The 20250-nt window shown below is 59.2% G+C and carries 18 protein-coding genes; 10 read left to right on the forward strand and 8 right to left on the reverse strand.

Annotated features, from left to right (window positions below):
- Positions 1-18 precede the first annotated feature (18 nt).
- The gene (gene egtD, locus LJD29_RS11480; protein ID WP_446741673.1) at positions 19-1008 is read left to right on the forward strand and encodes an L-histidine N(alpha)-methyltransferase; all 990 of its coding nucleotides are present in this window, start codon (positions 19-21) and stop codon (positions 1006-1008) included.
- On the opposite strand, the gene moaC is transcribed toward egtD, so the two are convergent.
- The 8 genes from moaC to LJD29_RS11520 form a co-directional block, all read right to left on the reverse strand.
- Entirely contained in the window at positions 997-1482 is a 486-nt protein-coding gene (gene moaC, locus LJD29_RS11485; RefSeq protein WP_446741674.1) for a cyclic pyranopterin monophosphate synthase MoaC, read from the reverse strand. The genes egtD and moaC overlap by 12 nt on opposite strands.
- 9 nt (positions 1483-1491) lie before the next feature.
- The gene (locus tag LJD29_RS11490; RefSeq protein ID WP_446741675.1) at positions 1492-2754 is read right to left on the reverse strand and encodes a molybdopterin molybdotransferase MoeA; all 1263 of its coding nucleotides are present in this window, start codon (positions 2752-2754) and stop codon (positions 1492-1494) included.
- A gap of 44 nt (positions 2755-2798) precedes the next feature.
- Positions 2799-3890: a carboxypeptidase regulatory-like domain-containing protein gene (locus LJD29_RS11495; protein ID WP_446741676.1), complete on the reverse strand. Its 1092-nt coding sequence runs from the start codon at positions 3888-3890 to the stop codon at positions 2799-2801.
- A gap of 70 nt (positions 3891-3960) precedes the next feature.
- Positions 3961-4653, reverse strand: a complete 693-nt coding sequence (queC, locus tag LJD29_RS11500; protein ID WP_446741677.1) for a 7-cyano-7-deazaguanine synthase QueC — start codon at positions 4651-4653, stop codon at positions 3961-3963.
- A gap of 6 nt (positions 4654-4659) precedes the next feature.
- Positions 4660-6003 carry a methylenetetrahydrofolate--tRNA-(uracil(54)-C(5))-methyltransferase (FADH(2)-oxidizing) TrmFO gene (trmFO, locus tag LJD29_RS11505; RefSeq protein ID WP_446741678.1) on the reverse strand — a complete coding sequence of 448 codons (1344 nt, stop codon included), beginning with the start codon at positions 6001-6003 and terminating at the stop codon, positions 4660-4662.
- Positions 6000-6485 (reverse strand): GNAT family N-acetyltransferase, encoded by a 486-nt coding sequence (locus tag LJD29_RS11510; protein WP_446741679.1) that lies wholly within the window; start codon positions 6483-6485, stop codon positions 6000-6002. The genes trmFO and LJD29_RS11510 overlap by 4 nt, the downstream gene beginning before the upstream one ends.
- Positions 6486-6490: 5 nt before the next feature.
- Positions 6491-7930 carry a ribosome biogenesis GTPase Der gene (gene der / locus LJD29_RS11515; protein WP_446745897.1) on the reverse strand — a complete coding sequence of 480 codons (1440 nt, stop codon included), beginning with the start codon at positions 7928-7930 and terminating at the stop codon, positions 6491-6493.
- 180 nt (positions 7931-8110) lie between these two features.
- Positions 8111-9121, reverse strand: coding sequence for a LacI family DNA-binding transcriptional regulator (locus tag LJD29_RS11520; protein WP_446741680.1), 1011 nt, complete (start codon positions 9119-9121; stop codon positions 8111-8113).
- Between the two features lie 198 nt (positions 9122-9319).
- On the opposite strand from LJD29_RS11520, the gene LJD29_RS11525 reads away from it, so the two are divergent.
- From LJD29_RS11525 to LJD29_RS11565, 9 genes are all read left to right on the forward strand, one after another.
- Complete coding sequence (locus LJD29_RS11525; RefSeq protein ID WP_446741681.1) at positions 9320-10249, forward strand: alpha/beta hydrolase; 930 nt, start codon at positions 9320-9322, stop codon at positions 10247-10249.
- Positions 10250-10386: 137 nt separating this feature from the next.
- Entirely contained in the window at positions 10387-10779 is a 393-nt protein-coding gene (locus LJD29_RS11530) for a hypothetical protein (protein ID WP_446741682.1), read from the forward strand.
- A gap of 124 nt (positions 10780-10903) precedes the next feature.
- A complete protein-coding gene (locus LJD29_RS11535) occupies positions 10904-12163 on the forward strand; it encodes an efflux RND transporter periplasmic adaptor subunit (RefSeq protein ID WP_446741683.1) in 1260 nt (419 codons plus the stop codon).
- The gene (locus LJD29_RS11540) at positions 12163-15318 is read left to right on the forward strand and encodes an efflux RND transporter permease subunit (protein ID WP_446741684.1); all 3156 of its coding nucleotides are present in this window, start codon (positions 12163-12165) and stop codon (positions 15316-15318) included. The genes LJD29_RS11535 and LJD29_RS11540 overlap by 1 nt, the downstream gene beginning before the upstream one ends.
- 4 nt (positions 15319-15322) lie before the next feature.
- A complete protein-coding gene (locus tag LJD29_RS11545) occupies positions 15323-16726 on the forward strand; it encodes a TolC family protein (protein WP_446741685.1) in 1404 nt (467 codons plus the stop codon).
- A gap of 126 nt (positions 16727-16852) precedes the next feature.
- Positions 16853-18838, forward strand: coding sequence for a DNA repair helicase YoaA (gene yoaA / locus LJD29_RS11550; protein ID WP_446741686.1), 1986 nt, complete (start codon positions 16853-16855; stop codon positions 18836-18838).
- A gap of 1 nt (position 18839) precedes the next feature.
- The gene (locus tag LJD29_RS11555; RefSeq protein ID WP_446741687.1) at positions 18840-19100 is read left to right on the forward strand and encodes a hypothetical protein; all 261 of its coding nucleotides are present in this window, start codon (positions 18840-18842) and stop codon (positions 19098-19100) included.
- Positions 19101-19180: 80 nt separating this feature from the next.
- A complete protein-coding gene (gene queD / locus LJD29_RS11560) occupies positions 19181-19558 on the forward strand; it encodes a 6-carboxytetrahydropterin synthase QueD (RefSeq protein WP_446741688.1) in 378 nt (125 codons plus the stop codon).
- Positions 19559-19562: 4 nt separating this feature from the next.
- A complete protein-coding gene (locus LJD29_RS11565; protein WP_446741689.1) occupies positions 19563-20243 on the forward strand; it encodes a radical SAM protein in 681 nt (226 codons plus the stop codon).
- Positions 20244-20250 lie beyond the last annotated feature (7 nt).

Below are 20250 nucleotides of genomic sequence, written 5' to 3' on the forward strand. Positions count from 1 at the left end.
CCATACATCCGGGGCCCCATGCATACAGTCTCCTCGATCTTTGTTTTGCCGGAAGCAGCACACACGCCGGTCGGTGCGGAAGTTTACGCAGGGCTTACCTCACGGCCCAAGACACTCTCGCCATGGCTGTTTTATGACGCCGAAGGTTCGCGGCTCTTCGAGCAGATCACCGATCTGCCCGAGTATTATCCGACGCGTACCGAAAGGGGAATCTTCGCCGCCAATGCGGACGAGATTCTTGCAGCGGCGCTGGAAGACCGTCCCACGCAGCGGATCATGATGCTGGAGCTCGGTGCAGGAACGGCATCGAAGACCGGCCTGCTGCTGCGTGCAGCGGTTCGACGCCAGGAGTCAGTCGACTATCAGGCGATCGACGTTTCGGAAAGCGCATTGGCTGAGGCCCAGGAGCGGATCGAGGCAGAGATTCCGGGCGTGAATGTGATCCCCTGCATTTCCGATTACACCAACGGCTTCGATGAGGTGCCTGCGAACGGCTGCCGCCGGATGGTGCTCTACATCGGGTCGAGCATCGGCAACTTTGAGCCGTCCGATGCCGTGCAGGTGCTGCGAACCGTTCGCCAGAGGCTCGTCCCGGGCGACTGCCTGCTGCTTGGTGTGGACCGCGTGAAGGAGCGTTCGACACTGATTCGTGCCTACGACGACGAAGCCGGTGTGACCGCTGCATTCAACATGAATGTGCTCACGCGCATCAATCGCGATCTTGGCGCAAACTTTAATCCACGGCTTTTCCGCCACCGCGCGCGCTGGAACAACGAGCAGTCGCGCATCGAGATGCACCTCGAAAGCCTGATCGCGCAGCAGGTATCGATTCCTTCCCTGGAGCTGGAAGTGCGCTTCACGCGCGGCGAGACGATTCATACCGAAAACAGTTACAAATACACCGAGCAGCGCGTGCACGAGCTGGTAGCCCGCGCCGGCTTTGAGGTGCGGCGTACCTGGACGGACGAGCGGGAGTGGTTTGGCGTCTACCTTGCTTCAGCGGTCTGAAGATTCGGGCTGGCCAAAGTGGAAATCTCTGCTCTTGCCGCCGGTTTTGCTCTCGAGCCGCAGCTCGCGGATCACGATGCCTTTATCGAGGGCCTTGCACATGTCATAGATGGTGAGCGCGGCCACGGAGGCTGCGGTCAGCGCCTCCATCTCGACTCCTGTTCCGGAAATTGTCGCCGCGGTGGTTACGATTTCAATCCCGTTATCCAAAACCCGGCAGCTTACATCGATAAAGCTGAGCGGCAGGGGGTGGCACATGGGAATGAGGTCTGAAGTTTTCTTCGCGGCCTGAATTCCGGCGAAGCGGGCGACTTCCAATGGGTCTCCCTTGGGGTTTTCCGGCAGAGCTTCGATAACAGCAGGAGAAAGCGCAACGAAAGCGTAGGCGCGTGCCTCGCGCCGGGTTGCGGCCTTGGCGCTTACATCGACCATGTGTGCCTGGCCATGCTCATCGAAATGTGAAAGTTTCCCCATAGTCATAGCCTAGAGCATCAGCACTGAAACCGTCGTGCCCTCGGGCCATGGGCTTTCGCCTTCGGGTATCAGGGTGAGGGCATTTGCGCGTGAGATTGCAGCCAGATCGCCAGATCCCTGGTTCGAGATGGTTCGCACCGTTGCGCCGTTCGCTGAACTCTCGATAAACGCAAGCATGAACCGGGTGAGATCTTTCTTCGGCTGGATCGCCTTGCCCAGCCGTGCTTCGAGAAACTGCGGTCCTGTCTCGCGGCGTCCTGCTAGTCCGGCAAGCAGCGGAGCGGCGAAAAGCGTAAAGGTCGTGATCGCCGAGAGGGGATTGCCGGGCAGTCCGAAGAAGTACATCGCGCCAGGAATCCTGCCGAAGACGACAGGCTTACCCGGCTGGATGCGCGCCCCGGTGAAGAAGAACTCCGCGCCGAACTCTGCGAGTGCCTCTTCGACGAAGTCGTATTTCCCCATCGAGACGCCGCCGGAGAGCAGCAGCAGGTCGATATCCGACTCCAGCACGCAGCGAATAACATGCATTGTGGATTCGAGGCTGTCGCGCACCACCGGGAAGATGACGGGCTCGCCGCCATGCTGCAGAACCAGTGCAGCCATCGAGTAGCTGTTCGAATTGCGGATCTGGTGCGGCAGAGGCGTTTCCGAGATGCTTACCAGTTCATCGCCGGTTGAGACGATGGCGACGCGTGGCCGTAGGAAGACTTCGAGCTCCTCGTATCCGCAGGACGCGGCCGTAGCCAGGTGGTGGGGGCCGAGGACCGTTCCGGGAGCGACGACGACAGAGCCTTGCGCGGCCTCGGAGCCGATCGGAACGATGTTCTCTCCTGCTGCAAGTCGCTTTCCTGGCTGGGCGGTCAGGGCATCTCCGCTAACGACTGCATGCTCGATCATCAGCACGCAGTCAGCGCCCTCTGGTACCGGGGCGCCGGTCATGATTTCGACTGCCTGCCCGCTTGCGATGCGGGGACCGGCCCAGATCTCTCCAGCGCGAATGCGCCCAGCAATCTTAAGCGTACTGCCTTGCGTAATATCCGCAGCGAGGCAGGCAAATCCGTCGCGAGTCGACCTGTTAAAGGGCGGCTGGTCGCGGTCCGCAAGGACTTGTACGGCCAGAACCCGGCCCAACAGCTGGCTGAGGTTCGATGTCAGAGAGAGAATTTCGGTGCGATTCGGGCGGGATGGAAGAGACAGGGCCTGCTCGCGGACGATCTCCGCGGCCGCTGTATACGAGAAAAGATTCACACCGGTAATTTTAGCGAAAAGCAAAAGGGCGCCGATGAGGCGCCCTTTCAAATTCCCACCGGGGTGGGTTACTTCTTCTTGGCCTTGTAGCTGCTCTGAACGGTGGAGCCCATTTCAGCGATGACGTTCTTGGCGTCGGCGGCAAATGGTCCGTTCGGGTCGAGTTCAAGATACTTCTGATAAGCCTCTTCGCATCCGGGAGGTCCGACGATCTTGTTGGTCTTCGGATCGACCGAGGCCTTGTTGATCAGGGCTTGTCCCTTGAGGTAGTAGGGGATCGGTTTATTGGGATCAGCCGCAATGGCCTTATCGGCAGCGGCAACGGTGGCGTCCATCTGGCCTGTGCGGCTCATGATGATCGTCTCGTTGCTGTAGTGCATGGAAGCATTCTTCGGATCGGCGGTTGCAGCAGCATCATAGGCAGCAGCGGCTTCAGGATACTTGCCGGTCATGGCCAGGGATTCGCCAAGGGCATCGTTCGCGGCGGCCAGCACATCAGGGTTCTTCTTGCCGGCAGTCTCGAGATCGACGGCCTTCTTCAGCGAGGTGATGGAGTCGTCGTACTTCTTCAGGCCCTTCTGGGCAACACCGAGTTCGACCCATAGAACCGAGGCATCCGGCTTGGCCGTAGTGTCCTTGGTCATGATCGATTCCGCATCGGCGTAGTTCTTATCCTTGTTGTCCTGGCGAGCTTTGGCCAGATCGCCATTCAGGTTCTTGATGACGGCGTTTTCCTTGTTCGCTTCGGCGTTCTTCGACTTCACCTCTTCAAGCTGCTTGCGCTGCTCGGGCGTCATCTTGGCCACGTACTCGGGGCGGCCCAGGTCGAAGTCCTGCGCGGTGTCGGTGCCGGCAGTGACCTTAATGTTCGGGAACTGATCGATCGGCTTTCCTTCGGTGTTGAAGAGGGTGACGACGTACGTTCCGGGAGCAACTCCGTCGCCCTTATAGTCACCGTTCGCGTCGGTCTGGAAGGTGTACTTGGCGGTCTTGCCGTCGGTGCTGACTTCTACCTTCGTGTTAGCGATCGGTGCTCCGACCGGATCTACCGCGTGACCGTGGATCTTGCCTGCTGCAGCATCCTGGGCCAGGATGTAAGGGGTTGCGGACGCCAGCAGGGCGGCGAAGAGAAATGCCAGCCAGATTCTTGTCTTGCGCATTGTTTTTTCTCCCATGGTTCTGATTCGTTTCGTGTCTCTCACTGGACGCCAGCCTGTTTCCATCGCTGGCTTAGAGCTTCTGGGTTACATAAGGAATGAGGTCGGATGTACCCGCCTCTTCGAAGGCCCGGAGCCGCAGAACACAGCTATCGCATTCGCCGCACGCTCTTTCCGCGCCCGAGTAGCACGACCACGTTAAATCCAGCGGCGCACCAAGTTCAAGGCCCAGGGAGACGATCTGGCTCTTCCGTAGATGGATGAGCGGGGTGGCAATTTTGATGCTTCCCTCTTTTGTCCCTGTGCGGATAAGTTGCTGAAAGGCTTCATAATAGGCTGGCCTGCAGTCGGGATAACCGGAGCTATCCTGCTCTACGGCCCCAATATAGATCGTTTCTGCCCCCAAAACCTCGGCCCAGCTGACGGCCGCGGAAAGGAAATGCGCGTTGCGAAAAGGGACGTAGGTGACGGGTACAGATTCCCCAATTGGCTCATGCTCGGGAGCTTTCGGCACATCGATCGATGCATCGGTGAGCGCGGAGCCGCCGATGACGCGGAAGATGTCGATCTTCAGGTGCAGCAAGTCCTTGAAATTCAGATTCTTAGCGACATTGCTGGCGCTTTCGAGTTCGCGAGCTTCAGTGCGCTGGCCATAGCTGAAGTGCAGGGCGTAGGCATCGTGGTCGCGGGCGGCAAGAGCAGCGCAGACAGCCGAATCCATGCCTCCTGAGAGGCAGACTACGGCGCGCGATCGGGCATTCGTCATAACGTTCTATCGTATCGCGAAGTTGCCAGGTTGGGATGCGTGCTGCCACCAGCCGTCGAAGGCCTCGAGCGCCCGGTCGCACTGGATCTTGTGGCGCTCCTTTTTATCGCGAATCTTCTTTCGCGTCTCTTCCTCTAGCGGCTCGATCAGGTCGAAGGTGATATTTGCCGGGTCGAAGCGCTTGCCTTCGTAGTGTGTGATGTAGTGGATGAGTGAGCCAAGGCCCGTCCGTCGCGGGACGGGAATTGCGGTGCCCCCCTGGGCGATCGTGGCCGCATAGATGCCGGCCAGCATGCCGGTGGCGATCGATTCGGTGTAGCCTTCCACGCCCGAAAGCTGCCCGGCGAAGAGAATGCCGGGATAGTCCTTCATTTGCAGGGTTTCCGTCAGGATGCGCGGCGCGTCGATGTAGGTGTTGCGATGAATCTGGCCGTAGCGCGAAAACTTTGCGTTCTCGAGGCCGGGAATCATCCGCAGGATACGCGCCTGCTCGCCGTATTTCAGGTGGTTCTGGAAGCCGACGAGGTTGTAGGAGTCGGCGCGGAGATTTTCGCAGCGAAGCTGCACCACTGCCCAAGGAGTTTTTCCGGTGCGCGGGTCGCGCAGCCCGACCGGTTTCATGCAGCCGAAGCGGAGGGTGTCGCGGCCCCGCCGCGCCAGCTCTTCAATCGGAAGACAGCCTTCGAAGTAGTCGAGCTTTTCCCACTCTTTTTCCTTTACCTGCTCGGCGGAGACGAGTGCATCGTAAAAGGCGTCGTATTCTTCCTTGTTCATCGGGCAGTTGATGTAGTCGGCTGTGCCCTTGTCCCAGCGTGCGGCCATATAGACGCGCTCCTGGTTGATCGAATCGGACTCGACGATGGGACTGATGGAATCGTAGAAGGAAAGGTGCTCGCCGCCGGTGAGCCGCGAAATCTCCTGCGAAAGGGCGGACGATGTCAGCGGGCCGCTGGCAAGAATCGTGAGTCCGTCTTCGGGATCGAGCGAGGTCACTTCCTCACGGTGAACGCGGATGCGCGGCTCTGCCTCGATGGCCTGCGCGATCAGCCGCGAGAACTCAACGCGATCGACGGCAAGGGCGTGTCCAGCCGGGACGGCACTGGCATCGGCGCAGGCCAGCAGCGGAGAATTGGCGCGTCGCATCTCGGCTTTCAGCAGCCAGGGAGCTGTATTTTCGCTTTCAGATTTCAGCGAGTTCGAGCAGACCAGCTCGCCGAAGTCAGAGGTCTGGTGCGCGGGGGTGTTGCGGACGGGCCGCATCTCGTAAAGGTCGACCTCGCAGCCCATGCGGGCGGCGACCAACGCAGCTTCAGGACCGGCGAGTCCTCCGCCGATAATCTTCAACTTCATGACAGGGTTCCTTCAGCAGCCAGTTGCGTGAGCGCGTCGCCGGTGACGCGCATGCGGCGCCACTCCGTGAGCATGTTCGCATTCAGGCTGCGATAAAAATCGATGGCCGGCTGGTTCCACTCGAGCACATCCCACTGCAGGCGCGAGCAGCCGCGTTCGGCGGCGATGGACGCGACCTGCTTCAGCAGGGCCTTGCCGATGCCGCGGCCTCGAAACTCCGGCTTTACGAAGAGATCTTCGAGATGCAGGCTGCGTCCCTGCCAGGTGGAATAAATCGGGAAGAATAACGCGAAGCCTGCTGCGGTTCCGTCTTCGTCTGCGATGAGGCATTCATAGAAGCGTTCGTCGCCGAAGCCGTCGCGAAGAAGCTGCTCCGCCGTCATCTCGACGGAGTGCGGCTCGCGCTCATATTCGGCGAGAGCGTGGATCAGTTCGAGGATGACGGGAATATCCGAGGGAGTAGCGAAGCGTATCTGGGACATTGCGGCTACTCTTCCGTTTTCTTGTTCCGCGCCTTGATCTTGAACCAGATCGGCGAGCCCTCGAACCCGAATGCTTCGCGAATCTGGTTCTGAAGGAAGCGCTCGAAGGAGAAGTGCAGCTTTACGTCGCGGTCGGTGAAGAGCACGAAGGTCGGCGGAGCCACTGCGGCCTGGGTCATATAAAGGATGCGCATCCGCTTGCTGAGCGGAACGCCAGCCTTCTGGAAGTCCACGTGGTCCAGGAAGCGGTTCATCTGGCCGGTGGAAACGCGCTTGCGCCGTTCTGCCGCGACGCGAATGGCGGTATCGAGCACGCGCTGCAGGCGGCGGCTGTCCTTGTTGGCGGTTGCGGCTGAAAGAAAGACGATCGGCGCGTAATCGAGGTACTTCAGGTGGTAGCGCACCTGCTCCTCGAAAACCTTCATGTCTGCCGGGGGCTTGCCGTCAGTGCGGGCGGTGGTGACGAGGTCCCACTTATTAATGACAATTACGACGGAGCGGCCGCTCTCATGCGCATAGCCGCCGATGGTCGCGTCTGATGCAGTGACGCCCTGCGACGCGTCGATGACGAGCAGGGAAACATCTGCCGCTTCGAGGTGACGCCGCGCCATTACGACCGAAAGCTTTTCCGCCATCAGTTCGGTCTTGCCTTTGCGGCGGATACCGGCGGTGTCGATAATTCGCAGCGTCTGGCCGTTGTACTCGATGACTTCGTCGACGGCGTCGCGGGTGGTTCCTGCGATGGGCGAGACAATGGCCCGCTGGGTCCCCGTAAGTGCGTTCAGCAGGGTCGATTTACCCACATTCGGGCGTCCGATAATGGCGAGGCGCGTCTCGTTCTGCTGGAATTCGCCGTGGGTGCGATGCACGGTCGCGGCGGTTTCTTCTCCGTCCTCAGATACAGGCTCGGCTTCATTTTCTTCGGGGACGGTTTCCCGCTCCGGAAGCAGTTCGAAAACCTCGTCCAGCAGGTCGGCGATGCCGTGGCCGTGCTCGGCCGAGATGGGAATGACGTTATGCACGCCAAGGCGGCGGAAATTTTCTGCTCCCGCTTCCATGGCCGGGGTGTCGATCTTGTTGACAGCCAGGATGATAGGCTTCCCGGAACGGATGAGCAGGCGCGCGAGATCGATGTCGGGCGAGGCCAGTTCAGAGCGGCCGTCGACGACCATCACAATCACTTCGGCTTCGTCGTAGGCGACCTGGGCCTGGCGATAAATTTCGGATGGAATCAGCTCGATATCGTCGGGAACGACGCCGCCGGTATCCACCAGGCGAACTTTGCGCCCAGCCCACTCGACCTCGCCGTAGATGCGGTCGCGGGTGATTCCTGGTTCATCGCCGACGATGGAGCGGCGCGAGCCGGTAAGGCGGTTAAAGAGCGTCGATTTTCCTACATTCGGACGGCCGACGATGGCAAATACGGGCAGGTCTTTTGCAGCCATGCCGCTCTCGGGAATCGTCCGGGCGGTATTGGCGGGGCGCTTCGGTTTTTTGCTGGTGTGTTTCAAATGGGCTCTCTCGGTGAACGCCGTTCCCTCAAGAGACGGTCAAACACATCCTTGATTCTATCGTTATGGGCCTGAGCTTCCTAGTTTATGGAGGGATTTGGGCTTCCTGGCGTGTCAGGCGTGGCTTCGTACGCGGGGAGAGGTTGTGGAAGCGCGTACCCTCAACTCGGCCGGCAGGCGAAGGTGCTGCACGACCGGCGCCTCATCGTTGTTGTCGATGGTTCGAAGCAGCAGCTCGCAGGCGGCCTTGCCCATTTCCATCGTGGATTGCGCCACCGCGGTGAGGCTGGGATTGAAATAGCGATTCCAGATATAGTCGTCGAATCCCAGCAGGCTGACTTCTTCCGGAACCTTCATGTTCAGCTCATCGAGTGCCTGCAAAACCCCGAGCAGTAGCTTGTTGTTGCTGACCATGATGGCTGTGGGCGGAGCGTCGAGCTGCAGAAGTTTCCGGCAGGCTGCCACGCCGCCCTCTATTTGAATATCGCCTGCGATCAGGTATTCGTCTCGAATGGGGAGATGAGCTTCCTGCATGGCTTTGCGAAAACCTTCGAGGCGGTCCCGGTGGGGAGACAGGCCGAGATGCCCGGCAAGGATCGCGATCTTTTCGTGACCCAGATCGATGAGGTAGCGGGTGGCCATGTTTCCGGCCTGCAGATTGTCGGTGCTGACCGATCCGCTCATGGAAACGGGCGGAATACGGTCAATGAACACGACCGGGCATCCGCGGCGGGCGGCATGGGCGTAACTGGTGGAGTCAGTGCAGCAGGCGAGCAGCACGCCGTCGACGCGTCGTGAGAAGAGCGTATTGAGGTGGTTGGCTTCGTTGGCGGGTTCTTCGTTCGAGTCGCAGAGGAGCACGCTGTATCCGGCTTTGCGTGCTGTATCTTCTACTCCACGAATTACTTCGGGGTAAAAGGCGTTTGTGATATCGGGAACGATGACGCCGATGACGTTTGTCCTGCCTGTTTTCAGGCCGCGGGCGATCGCATCCGGCTGAAAGTCGAGCGCAGCCATGGCAGCGAGTACCTGCTTCTTCCTGGCTGGGCTAACTGGCACCCGGTCGTTCACGACGGCAGAAACGGTTGAAATGGACACGCCAGCCAGCTTGGCGACGTCTTTCATGGTTGTCTTCGTGCGCGGCTTCATCGTTTCGGGAAATTGTCTCTCAAACCTCGTGCCGCGAACATGGAAATCGATCAAGAAAAGCGCGGAAGTTGTCGTAAATCAAGTCATTTCTCAACAATTGCGATCTGGCTCGTTACCTTAGAGACGTTGAAACCGGTTGTATGGGAGCATCGCGGCGGGATAACGTCATCTCCTATGAAATTTTCCGGATGCCGAGCGGCGCTGTTCTGTCTTATTTTCATCACCCTTTCCGTTGCGACGGCTATCGCCGAGCGCACTCCCACGCGGGAGGGGCTGGTTTATGGCGAGGCCGACGGCCAGAAGCTGACGATGGACTATTACGCTCCGAAGGGCCCGGGACCGCATCCCATCGCAATCGTCATTCACGGCGGCGGATACCGGCGTGGCGACAGCAAGAGCGGAAGCGAAGCATATTGCGCGGATTTTCTCGCGCCGGCGGGTTATGCGGTCTTTTCCATCAATTACCGGCTGGCTCCGCAGTACCCCTACCCGGATATGGTGTATGACACCGAGCGGGCGGTGCGCTATCTGCGTTACAACGCGAAGCAGTGGGATGCCGATCCCCAGAAGATCGTGCTGGTCGGCGGCTCGGCCGGTGGTTTTCTGAGCAACATGGTGGGTGTCCTGAGCGCGCCCGGTGATCCGAAGGCGCAGGATCCGGTGGATCGTGAAAGCGCTCGCGCCAATGCCGTGGTGACTCTTTACGCGCAAAGCACCTTTGCGCTGGTTCCGGTGAACCAGGACGTCCATGCTTTGCTGGACCATGAAATTCAGGCGAAGGGCGTGGCGCAGACACTGCACGAGTCGGCCGCCCTGACATATGTGTCGAAGGACGATCCGCCCTTTCTGCAAATCCTTGGCGATAAGGATGAATACATCCCCTTTTCCGAGGCCATCAATCTGCAGAATGCTTTGCAGGCTGTTGGGGTAGACAGCAGGATCATCCTCATTCCCGGAGGGCATCACGGTACCGGCGGGTGGTATAAGCTGCCGAATGTTCCGGATTGGGAAAAGCAGATGGTGGAGTGGCTGAACGCGAAGCTCGATCACCAGGGAGCGATCGGCGAGGGAATTCAGGCGCGGGAGCCACAACCCCAACCGTAAAAAACGATTCCAAGTGATTGCCGTCAAACACTTAGGTTTATCTCGCGGCGGCTCAGCGCTTGAGCCCGGCGGGTGGCGTGCGCTAGAGTAAAAGTGATCCCCCTGTTCGCATTCGCTGCCAGCACCTGATTTCAACCATGACTTCTGCCTCGAAAAAACGGCGCTTTGCCTCCTGGTTCGTCTTTACGTTCCTCGGGTTGGCTATGGCTGTGTTTGCATGGGGCCTTGCTTACAAGCTTTCGTTGTACGATCCTCCGCAGGCTGTTTCACGACAGATGCCGCAGGCGAAGCTGCTCTCACGCGAGCAGCAGCCATCGGTAGAGATGAAGGCATCCGTTCAGCCAGATCCTCCCGATAGCCTGAAAACCCTTGGCCCGGACGCAAATCTTGCGCTGCTGCTGGCGTGTGTTTCTCTGCTTGCTGGCTCCGCGTTTCTTATACGTCTGCAGTCCTCCGAACTGCGCTTTCGCCCGCGGCTCGTGCTGGCCCTGAGCCACATCTTTTTCCGCCCTCCGCCTTTCCGCGCCTGATTCTTCCTCCATCGTCTCCTGTCGTTTGCAAAGCCTGTGCCGTAGGTCCATTTGAATACGCACCTTTGCCTGCCTGACAGGCTCCCTGTCTTCCTAAACAAGACCTTTGGATAGGTGCGTAAATATGCGTAAGTCTTTGTCCCTGTTTGCAGCGATTGGCCTCTCTGCTGTTGGACTCCCCGGGCTCGTTGCCTGTAACTCCTCTGATTCCTCTGCTTCCCGCGCTCCGGAAGTACCGGCGGCGAGCGTGGTGACCGTGAAGCGTGGAACCATCTCCCATACCCTGAGCCTCGCCGGTCAGTTTCAGCCGTACCAGGTTGTCGATGTACATGCCAAGGTTTCCGGCTACATCCGGCATATCTATGTCGATATCGGCGACAAGGTGCATCGCGGAGAAACGCTCGCTGTGCTCGAGGTGCCTGAACTCGACGCGCAATTGAAAGGCAGTGTCTCCGAGCTGGGCCGCAGCAAGGATGAGGTCACTCGCGCGCAGCATGAAGTGGCCCGCGCGCAATCCATCTACAGTGCGCTGCACGCGGACTACAACCGTCTTCAGCAGGCTTCGCAGGCGCAGCCGGGGCTCATCGCGCAACAGGAACTGGACGACGCCCAGTCGAAGGATCTTGCTGCTGCTTCGCAGGTAGACGCAGCCAAGGCAGCCCTGTCCGCTGCTCGCCAGGGCACCGACGTCGCCGATGCCAATCGCCAGCGTGTGCAGGACATGAACGACTACACGCGCGTGACGGCTCCGCTCGACGGCGTGATCACCTGGCGCTATGCCGATACCGGCGCGCTGATCCAGGCCGGAACATCTTCAGACCAGCAATCGCTCCCGGTGGTGAAGCTGGCACAAAGCGACCTGCTGCGTTTGCGCGTGCCGGTGCCTGAGAACGCCGTTCGCTACGTGCACGTCGGTCAGAGCATGCAGGTGCGTGTGGATGCGCTCGGCCGTTCGCTGACCGGTATGGTGGTGCGCTTTACCCGCGACCTCGATCCTGCGACCCGCACCATGCAGACGGAAATCGATGTACCGAACAAGGATCTGTCGCTGACACCGGGCATGTACGCGAATACGGAGCTGTCTCTCGAGCACAAGGAAGGAATCCTCACCGTTCCGGTGGAAGCGGTGGTGCATGACGGCGACAAGCAGGCAGTGCTGGTAGTGGATTCGAACAACGAGGTCCAGCAGCGCGCTATCCAGACGGGTCTGCAGGGTTCGGAACTGATTGAAGTCACCGGTGGCTTGCGCGAAGGCGAACGTGTCATCGACGGCGGCCAGTCCAAGTTCCAGGCCGGTGAGAAGGTTCAGCCTCATGAGGAACAGGACTCCGCGGTGGATGTGAAGCGCGATTCGAGCAGCTCCACGAATGGAGGGCAGCAGTAATGCCGAAGTTTGCCCTCAAGTATCCCTTCTTCATCATCATGGCCTGCATGGTCGTGCTGCTTGTCGGCGTCGTAGGCGTCACAAGTATGCCGGTCGATTTGTTTCCCAAAATCGATATGCCGGTCGTAGTCGTTGCCACGTTCTATTCAGGCATGCCGCCGCAACAGATCGAGGCGGATATCACCGACACCTTCGAACGCTTCTTCACGCTCGGCAGTAATATCGAGCACATTGAATCGCGCTCGCTTACCGGCGTCAGCCTGATCAAGGTGTACTTCAAGCCGGGCACCGATCCCAACGCTGCGCTCAGTAATATCTCGAACCTGGCCATGGCCGATCTAAGACGATTGCCACCGGGCACGCTGCCTCCGGTGGTGCTTGGCATGGATGCATCGAACCAGCCGGTCTGCCTGGTGACGCTTAAGGGGCAAGGCCTCAACGAGACGCACCTGAAGGATCTTGCACAGTTCCAGGTCCGCAACCAGATTGCGCACGTTTCGGGCGCGTCGGTTCCGCAGCCTTTCGGTGGAACCTATCGCCAGATCCAGGTCTTCGTCGATCCGCTGAAGCTGGAAGCGCACAACATGAGCCTGATGGACGTGGTGGGAGCGGTAAATAACTCCAACCTCATTCTGCCGGCGGGCGACGTGCGAATCGGTAACCGTGACTATAACATTTACGCGAACAGCCAGGTTCCGAGCGCGCAGCAGATCAACTCGCTGCCGTTGAAGTCGGTAGGCAACGCCTCGGTAATGGTTGGAGATATCGGCCATGCGGAAGATGCGGGCGCGATCCAGACAAACATCGTGCGTATCGATGGCCAGCGTTCGGTCTATATCCCGGTGTTGAAGCAGGGCGGAGACAGCAACACCATTACCATAGTCAACGGTATGAGGTCGGCGATCAAGGACCTCGTCGATATTCCCGCATCGCTGAAGACGGCTATTGTTTTTGACCAGTCGCTTTTCGTGAAGGGCGCGATCAAGAACCTGTTGAAGGAAGCCGGTATCGGTCTCTTCCTGACCAGTATCATGATTCTCGTTTTTCTCGGCAGCCCGCGTGCGACCTTTGCCGTGCTGCTGTCGATTCCGCTGTCGGCGCTGGTTTGCCTGTTGCTCATGAAGGCGATGGGCGGATCGATCAACACCATGCTGCTCGGTGGCCTGGCGCTGGCGTTCTCACGACTGATCGATGACTCCGTGGTCGTGCTCGAGAATATTTTCCGTTACATGGAAATGGGAACGGCTCCGCGGGAAGCAGCGGAAAAGGGCGGCATGGAGGTTTCGCTGGCCGTGCTGGCGGCGACATCTACAACGTCGATCGTATTTTTCCCGGTGAGCTTTCTGTCGGGTGTGAGTAAGTACATCTTCAGCGATCTTGCGCTGGGCGTCGTGCTCTCCATCTTCGCGTCGTACATTTTCGCGATGACGGTGGTGCCGCTCTACTGCTCGACGTTTATCCGGATTCATCATCACGATGAAGCGGGGCATGAAGCGAAGAAGCCTTCGTTCTTCAAGAAGCTGATCGACGGCTTCAATCGCTATTTCCAGGTGCTGCTGAACAAGTACGAAGCGGCGGCTAACCGGGCCATGCAGAAGCCGAAGTTCACGGCGATTGTCATCCTTGGATCGATTGTTCTTATCCTCGTAGTGCTGTTTCCGTTCCTCGGCAAAGCGTATTTTCCGCGCACCGATCCCGGTCAGTTTGTGATCAATGTGAAGTGCCCGAGCGGCACCCGCATTGAAGTGAGCAACGACTACATTGCGCGCGTGGAGCAGGAGATCCGGCAGGTTGTTTCGAAGGACGATCTCGGAATGATCGTGTCGAACATCGGCGTCACGCCTGACCTTTCTTCGATCTACACCAGCAACGCCGCGATGGATACGGCATTTGTCCAGGTGAGTTTGAAGGAAGACCACAAGGTGGGCAGCTACGCCTACATGGAGAAGGTTCGCCGCGAGCTCTCGACAGATATGCCTGAGCTTACGACGTACTTCCAGGCTGGCGGCCTGGTCGACTCGGTGATCAACCAGGGACTGCCTGCTCCGATCGACATCCAGATTCAGTCGAACGACATGAATGGCTCTTTCAAAATCGCGCAAAATCTGGCGCAGAAGCTGAAGCAGCTGCACTCGGTGAGCGACGTGTACATCCCGCAGGATCTTACCTATCCAGGTATCGAGATGAACATCGATCGTGAGCGCGCCAGCCTGATCGGGCTTTCTCCAAAAGAGGTGGTGGACAACGTCATCACTGCTCTCACTTCGAACGGTGTCATTGCGCCGAGCTACTGGATCGATCCCAACACCGGAAACAACTACATGCTGACCGTACAGTACTCGAACAAGCAGATCGGCAGCATGAACATGGAGGACTTCCGGAATATTCCTCTGCGTTCGCAGAACTCGAAGGACTACACACCCCTGCAATCCGTCGTAAACCTGAAGCAGATCGATACACCGACGGAAGTCGATCACTACCAGATACGCCGCGTGATCGATGTCTACGTGATGCCTTCGACCGAAGCGCTCGAAAAGGTCAACAAGGAAGTTACGAAGCTTGTGAGCCAGGTGCAAACTCCGAAGAACACGCGCATTAACATCCGCGGCGCGGTTAACAGCATGAACGAATCGTTCCTGCGTTTCGGAGTCGGCCTGCTGCTCTCGATTGCGCTGGTGTACCTGATCCTGATGGCGCAGTTCACGTCGTTCGTCGATCCGTTCATCATCCTCATGGCGATTCCGCCTGGTCTTGCCGGTGTGGTGATGATCCTTGTGCTGACGCACAGCACGCTCAACATCATGTCGCTGATGGGCGTGATCATGATGACCGGCATTGTCGTTTCGAACAGCATTCTGATCGTGGAGTTCGCAGGCACTCTTCATGAACAGGGCTACTCGCTGCTCGATTCGGTGGTGCAGTCGTGCAAGATCCGTCTGCGTCCGATCCTGATGACGTCGCTGGCGACGTTGCTGGGCATGATTCCGATGGCGCTCGGCATCGAGGCCGGCAGCGAGCAGTATGCTCCGCTGGCGCGGGCGATCATTGGAGGCCTCGGTGTCTCCGTGGTCGTCACCATCTTCCTGGTTCCGGCTGTGTACCTGATCGTGCACGACCGCAGGGAACGCGAGCAGTTCGCAGAAGGGAAGGCATAGGGCAATGGGAATCCAAAAAACTACGCACAACGCCGTCCTGGTATTGTTCGCAACGGTCTGCTGCGCGGCAACTGCGCAGCAGGCGCCGAAGCAGTTGCCGGATGCTCCACCCGTGCAGCTGGCTCTCGCTGAAACGCCGCAGAAGCAAATGACCACCGGCGTTACTGTCCCGCAGGGGCAGGAGTCGATGACGCGCGAGCAGGCGGAGCAGATGGCGATCAAGAATAATCCGCACATCAGCGTGCAACGCTTGTTAGCCATGGCGCAGCACCAGGCGGTTCGCGAGTCGAGAGCGCCCGAGCTTCCGACCGCGGTCGCTAATGTGACGGCGATGGATGCAGAAGATGCCAGCCGCATCTCCGCGGGCTCGCTGACAGCTTCGCGCCTGTTCGAGCATGCAGGCGCGGGCATGAATGTGAGCCAACTCGTCACCGACTTCGGGCGCACGAGAAATCTCGTCGCCTCGGCCAAGCTGCAGGAGAAGGCGCAGAACGCAACCGCCCTCGCTACGACCGAGGACATTGTGCTGGCGACAGACCAGGCCTTCTACGACGCACTGCAGGCGCAGGCGATGTTGAAGGTCGCGCAGCAGAACGTGGATACACGTGATGTAACGCAGAAGCAGGTCGGCGAGATGACGAAGAGCCATCTGAAGTCGGACCTCGACCTGAGCTTTGCCAGCGTGAACTCATCGCAGGCGAAGTTGTTGCAGCTCGATGCGAAGAACAATGCCGACTCGACGATGGCAGCGCTCGACGAAGTGCTAGGGCTCGATCACCAGGTTACGTATCAACTGGTGGATGAGACCTCGGCGTTGACTCCGCCGCCGGACGATGCGCAGCCGCTGATCGATATGGCGTTGCAGCAGCGTCCTGACTTGCAGGCGCTTTCTCTCGGCGAGCAATCGGCGGAGAAGTTTGCGCACGCACAGCGCGACCAGATGCTGCCTTCGATCAGCGCTCTTGGAACGGCCGGAACTGTTCCGGAGCGTCCAGGATCGAACTACTACCTCAACAACTGGTGGGGCGGCGTGGGCGTAAATGTGAGCATTCCGGTCTTCAACGGATTTCTCTATTCCGCCCAGGCCAAGGAAGCGACCTTCCGCGCCAAGGCCGACTCGGAGCAGGCGCGTGGATTGCGCAACCAGATCGTGCGCGACGTGCGCACGTCATGGCTCGCGGCAGCCACGGCCTATCAACGAGTCAGCGTGACGGCCGACCTGCTGAACCAGGCGAACATGGCGCTGAAGCTTGCTGAAACCCGTTACAAGCTGGGGCTGAGTTCGATCGTGGAACTGAGCCAGGCGCAATACCAGCAGACCGACGCGGCGATTGGGAACACGAACGCCCAGTACCAGTACCGCCTGTCGCTGGCGACGCTGAAGTTCCAAACCGGGGCGACTCCGTAAGTCGTTCCGTTTCAGGTTATTCACACGGTGAAGATCGCGACCCCTCATCCGGCCAACGTCGATCTTCACCTTTTTTTTGCCTGAAGCGGCTATCCTAAGAAAGTCTCCTTTTGAGCTGGCAGCCCCGTGTCCTCGACTACACAAACCGTGCCGTCGCTTCCCTCGCTGTACGAGTTTTTCGCTCCCGGCGGGGTACTGTCGCGCTCTGAACTGCCCTACGAGTTTCGCAAGGGCCAGCTCGAGATGGCGCAGGCGGTGGAGAAGGCCATTACTGAAGACCGGCACCTGATTGTCGAAGCCGGCACCGGCACCGGAAAGACCCTGGCTTATCTGCTGCCGGCGCTGCGGCTGGGCAAGCGGGTGATCGTCTCGACAGGGACGAAGAATCTCCAGGAACAGCTATTTTTCAAAGACTTGCCGTTCCTCGAATCCCTGCTCGGCCCATTGCGTGTTTGCTACATGAAGGGGCGCGCCAATTATCTTTGCCGGCACAAGCTGTACGCGCTGCGCAGCCAGCCGATCCTGTCGGGACTGGAAGAGATCGCGCAGTACCAGGCAATCGCCGAGTGGGAAAAGACGACCGAAACCGGCGACCGTGCTGAAATTGCCGAGCTTCCGGAGACGAGCCTGCTTTGGCCGAAGCTCGACGCCCGCGGCGAGGCCTGCCTTGGCCAGAGCTGCCCCGATTACGAGCGTTGCTTCATCACCGAGATGCGCCGCAAGGCCGCGGAAAGCGACGTGGTGATCGTGAATCACCACCTGTTCTTTGCCGATCTGGCTATCAAGCAGCAGGCGAAGAATGCTCCCGATGTTGGAGTGCTGCCCGATGCCGATGTTGTCATCTTCGATGAGGCGCACGAGCTTGAGGATGTGGCTTCGAACTACTTCGGTATCAGCCTCAGCAACGTTCGATTTGAAGAGTTGGCACGTGACATAGAAATGATGCTGCGCGCCAAGCACTCGCTGAGTGCGGAGATTATCTCGGCGGCACAAACGGCACGCGAACGGGCGCGGCTGTTCTTCTCCGTGTTGCCGCGTGGCGCTGCGCTCGAAGGGCGTATCCGCTTCACCGACCGTGAAGATTTTCTTGAGAACCACGGCGACCTGTATCTCGGAGTCAGAAACTCATTGCAACGCCTTGAGGGTGAACTGGAGCGGCTGCGCGGAGTGGACGAAGCTCCGGCGCTGCGCAAGCGTGCTGCCGACATGCGCGAGCACCTGCGTTTTCTGCTTGAGGCCGGAGAAAAAAACACTGTCTTCTGGCTGGAGCGTCGCGGCGTGAAGGGACGTGCGGCATCGCTTTCGACACATCTGCAGGCCACGCCGATCGATGTCTCCGACCTGTTGGCAGAGCTGGTTTTCGAGAACTTTTCCAGTGTCGTGCTGACCTCGGCCACGCTAACGGTGCAGGGTGGCTTTGCGCACATTCGCAAGCGTCTCGGCCTGAACGATGCGCGAGAGATGATCGTGCCATCGCACTTCCGGTATGCGCAGCAGGCGTTGCTCTATCTGCCGCCGGACATGCCCGATCCGCGCGACCGCGAGTTTCAGAATGAAGCCATCCGGCGCATTCGCCGCGTGCTTGAGATCACAGAGGGCCGTGCCTTCTGCCTCTTTACCAGCTACCAGCAGATGCAGGATGTCTATGAGCGCCTGCTGATGGAGGTGGGCTATCCATTACTGTTGCAGGGCAGCGCGCCGAGGCAGAAGCTGATCGAGGAGTTTCGCCGGACGCCGAATGCGGTGCTCTTCGGCACGTCGAGCTTCTGGCAGGGTGTGGATGTGCAGGGTGAGGCGCTGAGCTGCGTCATTGTAGACCGGCTGCCCTTTGCCGTACCTTCTGATCCCGTGGTGCAGGCACGGATGCGCGCCGTGGAGGATAACGGCGGCAGCCCGTTCTTTGAATACCAGGTACCCTCGGCGGTCATCACGCTGAAGCAGGGCTTTGGACGGCTCATCCGCTCGCTCGATGATCGGGGCGTGCTGATGCTGCTTGACCCGCGCATCCAGCGGCAGCGGTACGGCAAGGTCTTCCTCGACAGCCTGCCGCCTTACCGCGTGACGCAGGATATCGCGCAGGTCGAGGACTTTTTCCGTCCAGAAAACGAGTAGCATGAACGGGATGGCCCGTAACCTCTACATTCTCGCGGCTACCCTGATGCTGTTTTCGCTGCTCTCCTGCGGCATGACGGCGTTCAGCAGCCAGTTCCAGCAGGGGCTGCCCGGCAACGGATCGCTTTGGAAGACGATCTCGCTGTTTCTGCTGCTTGGCGGCCTGATCGTCGCCTTCCTGGGGGTAATGACGGCGATGTTCGAGCAGGTCGACCGGCGGAATGAAGAGCGCCGGATCCGGGAGCGGTCTAAGCGGCAGTAACTGAGCCCTGGCGGGCCATAGAAGCTACAATAGAGAAAGGGCTATTCCGCCCAAAAGTTGATAAAGAGAGTTACCCGGCAATGTTCGAAATTACAGTAGAACGCGATTTCTCGTCAGGGCACTACCTGCGGAACTATCGCGGCAAGTGCGAATACCCACACGGACACAATTACAAGGTGCATGTCACCCTGCGCGGCAAGGAACTGGATCCCTCTGGCCTGCTGATGGACTTCAAGGATCTGAAGGTGGTCATGCATCCGATCATTGAGTATCTCGATCACCGCATGATCAACGATCTGGAGCCTTTCACGGAGATCAATCCTTCGGCAGAGAATCTTGCGAAGTACTTCTTCGACGAGACCAGCAAGCAGGTTGCCGAGCTGACCAAGGGCCGCGTTCACGTGAAGGACTGCACTATCTTCGAGACCGACACGACCTACGCGACGTACTACGAGTAAAGCCTTGTACCTGATCGAAATTTACAAGTCGGTTCAAGGCGAGTCGAGCTTCGCCGGCGTGCCCTGCATCTTTGTGCGGCTGGCGGGCTGTAACCTGCGCTGCTCCTGGTGCGACTCGGAGTACACCTTCACCGGCGGCTATAAGCTGACCGAGGACGAAGTGGTTGCCGAGATCGAGAAGCTGGCTCCGGTGAAGCTGGTGGAGTTCACCGGCGGCGAGCCGTTGTTGCAGGAGCGTGAGCTGGTTCCCCTGATGCAGCGCCTGCTGGATTCAGGCTATGAGCTGATGATCGAGACCAGCGGCGAGCGCCCTGTCGACAATGTGCCCACGGCGGTGCATCGCATCATCGACGTAAAGTGTCCGGGTTCCGGCGAGGCCTCGCGCTTCCGCATGTCAAACCTGGAGCAGCTTACGCAGCGCGATGAGGTCAAGTTTGTGATCACAGGCCGTCCAGATTACGAGTATGCGCGCGAGTTCATACGCAAGCATGAGCTGGAATCGCGTGCCGGGCAGATCCTGCTCTCACCCGCGTTCACGAAGACTCCTGTGCCGGAGCGAAGTACGATCAACGCGCTACTCGACCCAAGCGAGCTTGTGAACTGGATGCTGGAGGATGGGCTGAAGGCCCGGTTGAGTCTGCAGATCCACAAGTATGTCTGGGAGCCGCAGAAGAAGGGCGTCTAGCGGTTTT

Origin of the sequence: Silvibacterium acidisoli (genome assembly GCA_022870745.1) — a bacterium.
Lineage (GTDB): Bacteria > Acidobacteriota > Terriglobia > Terriglobales > Acidobacteriaceae > Silvibacterium.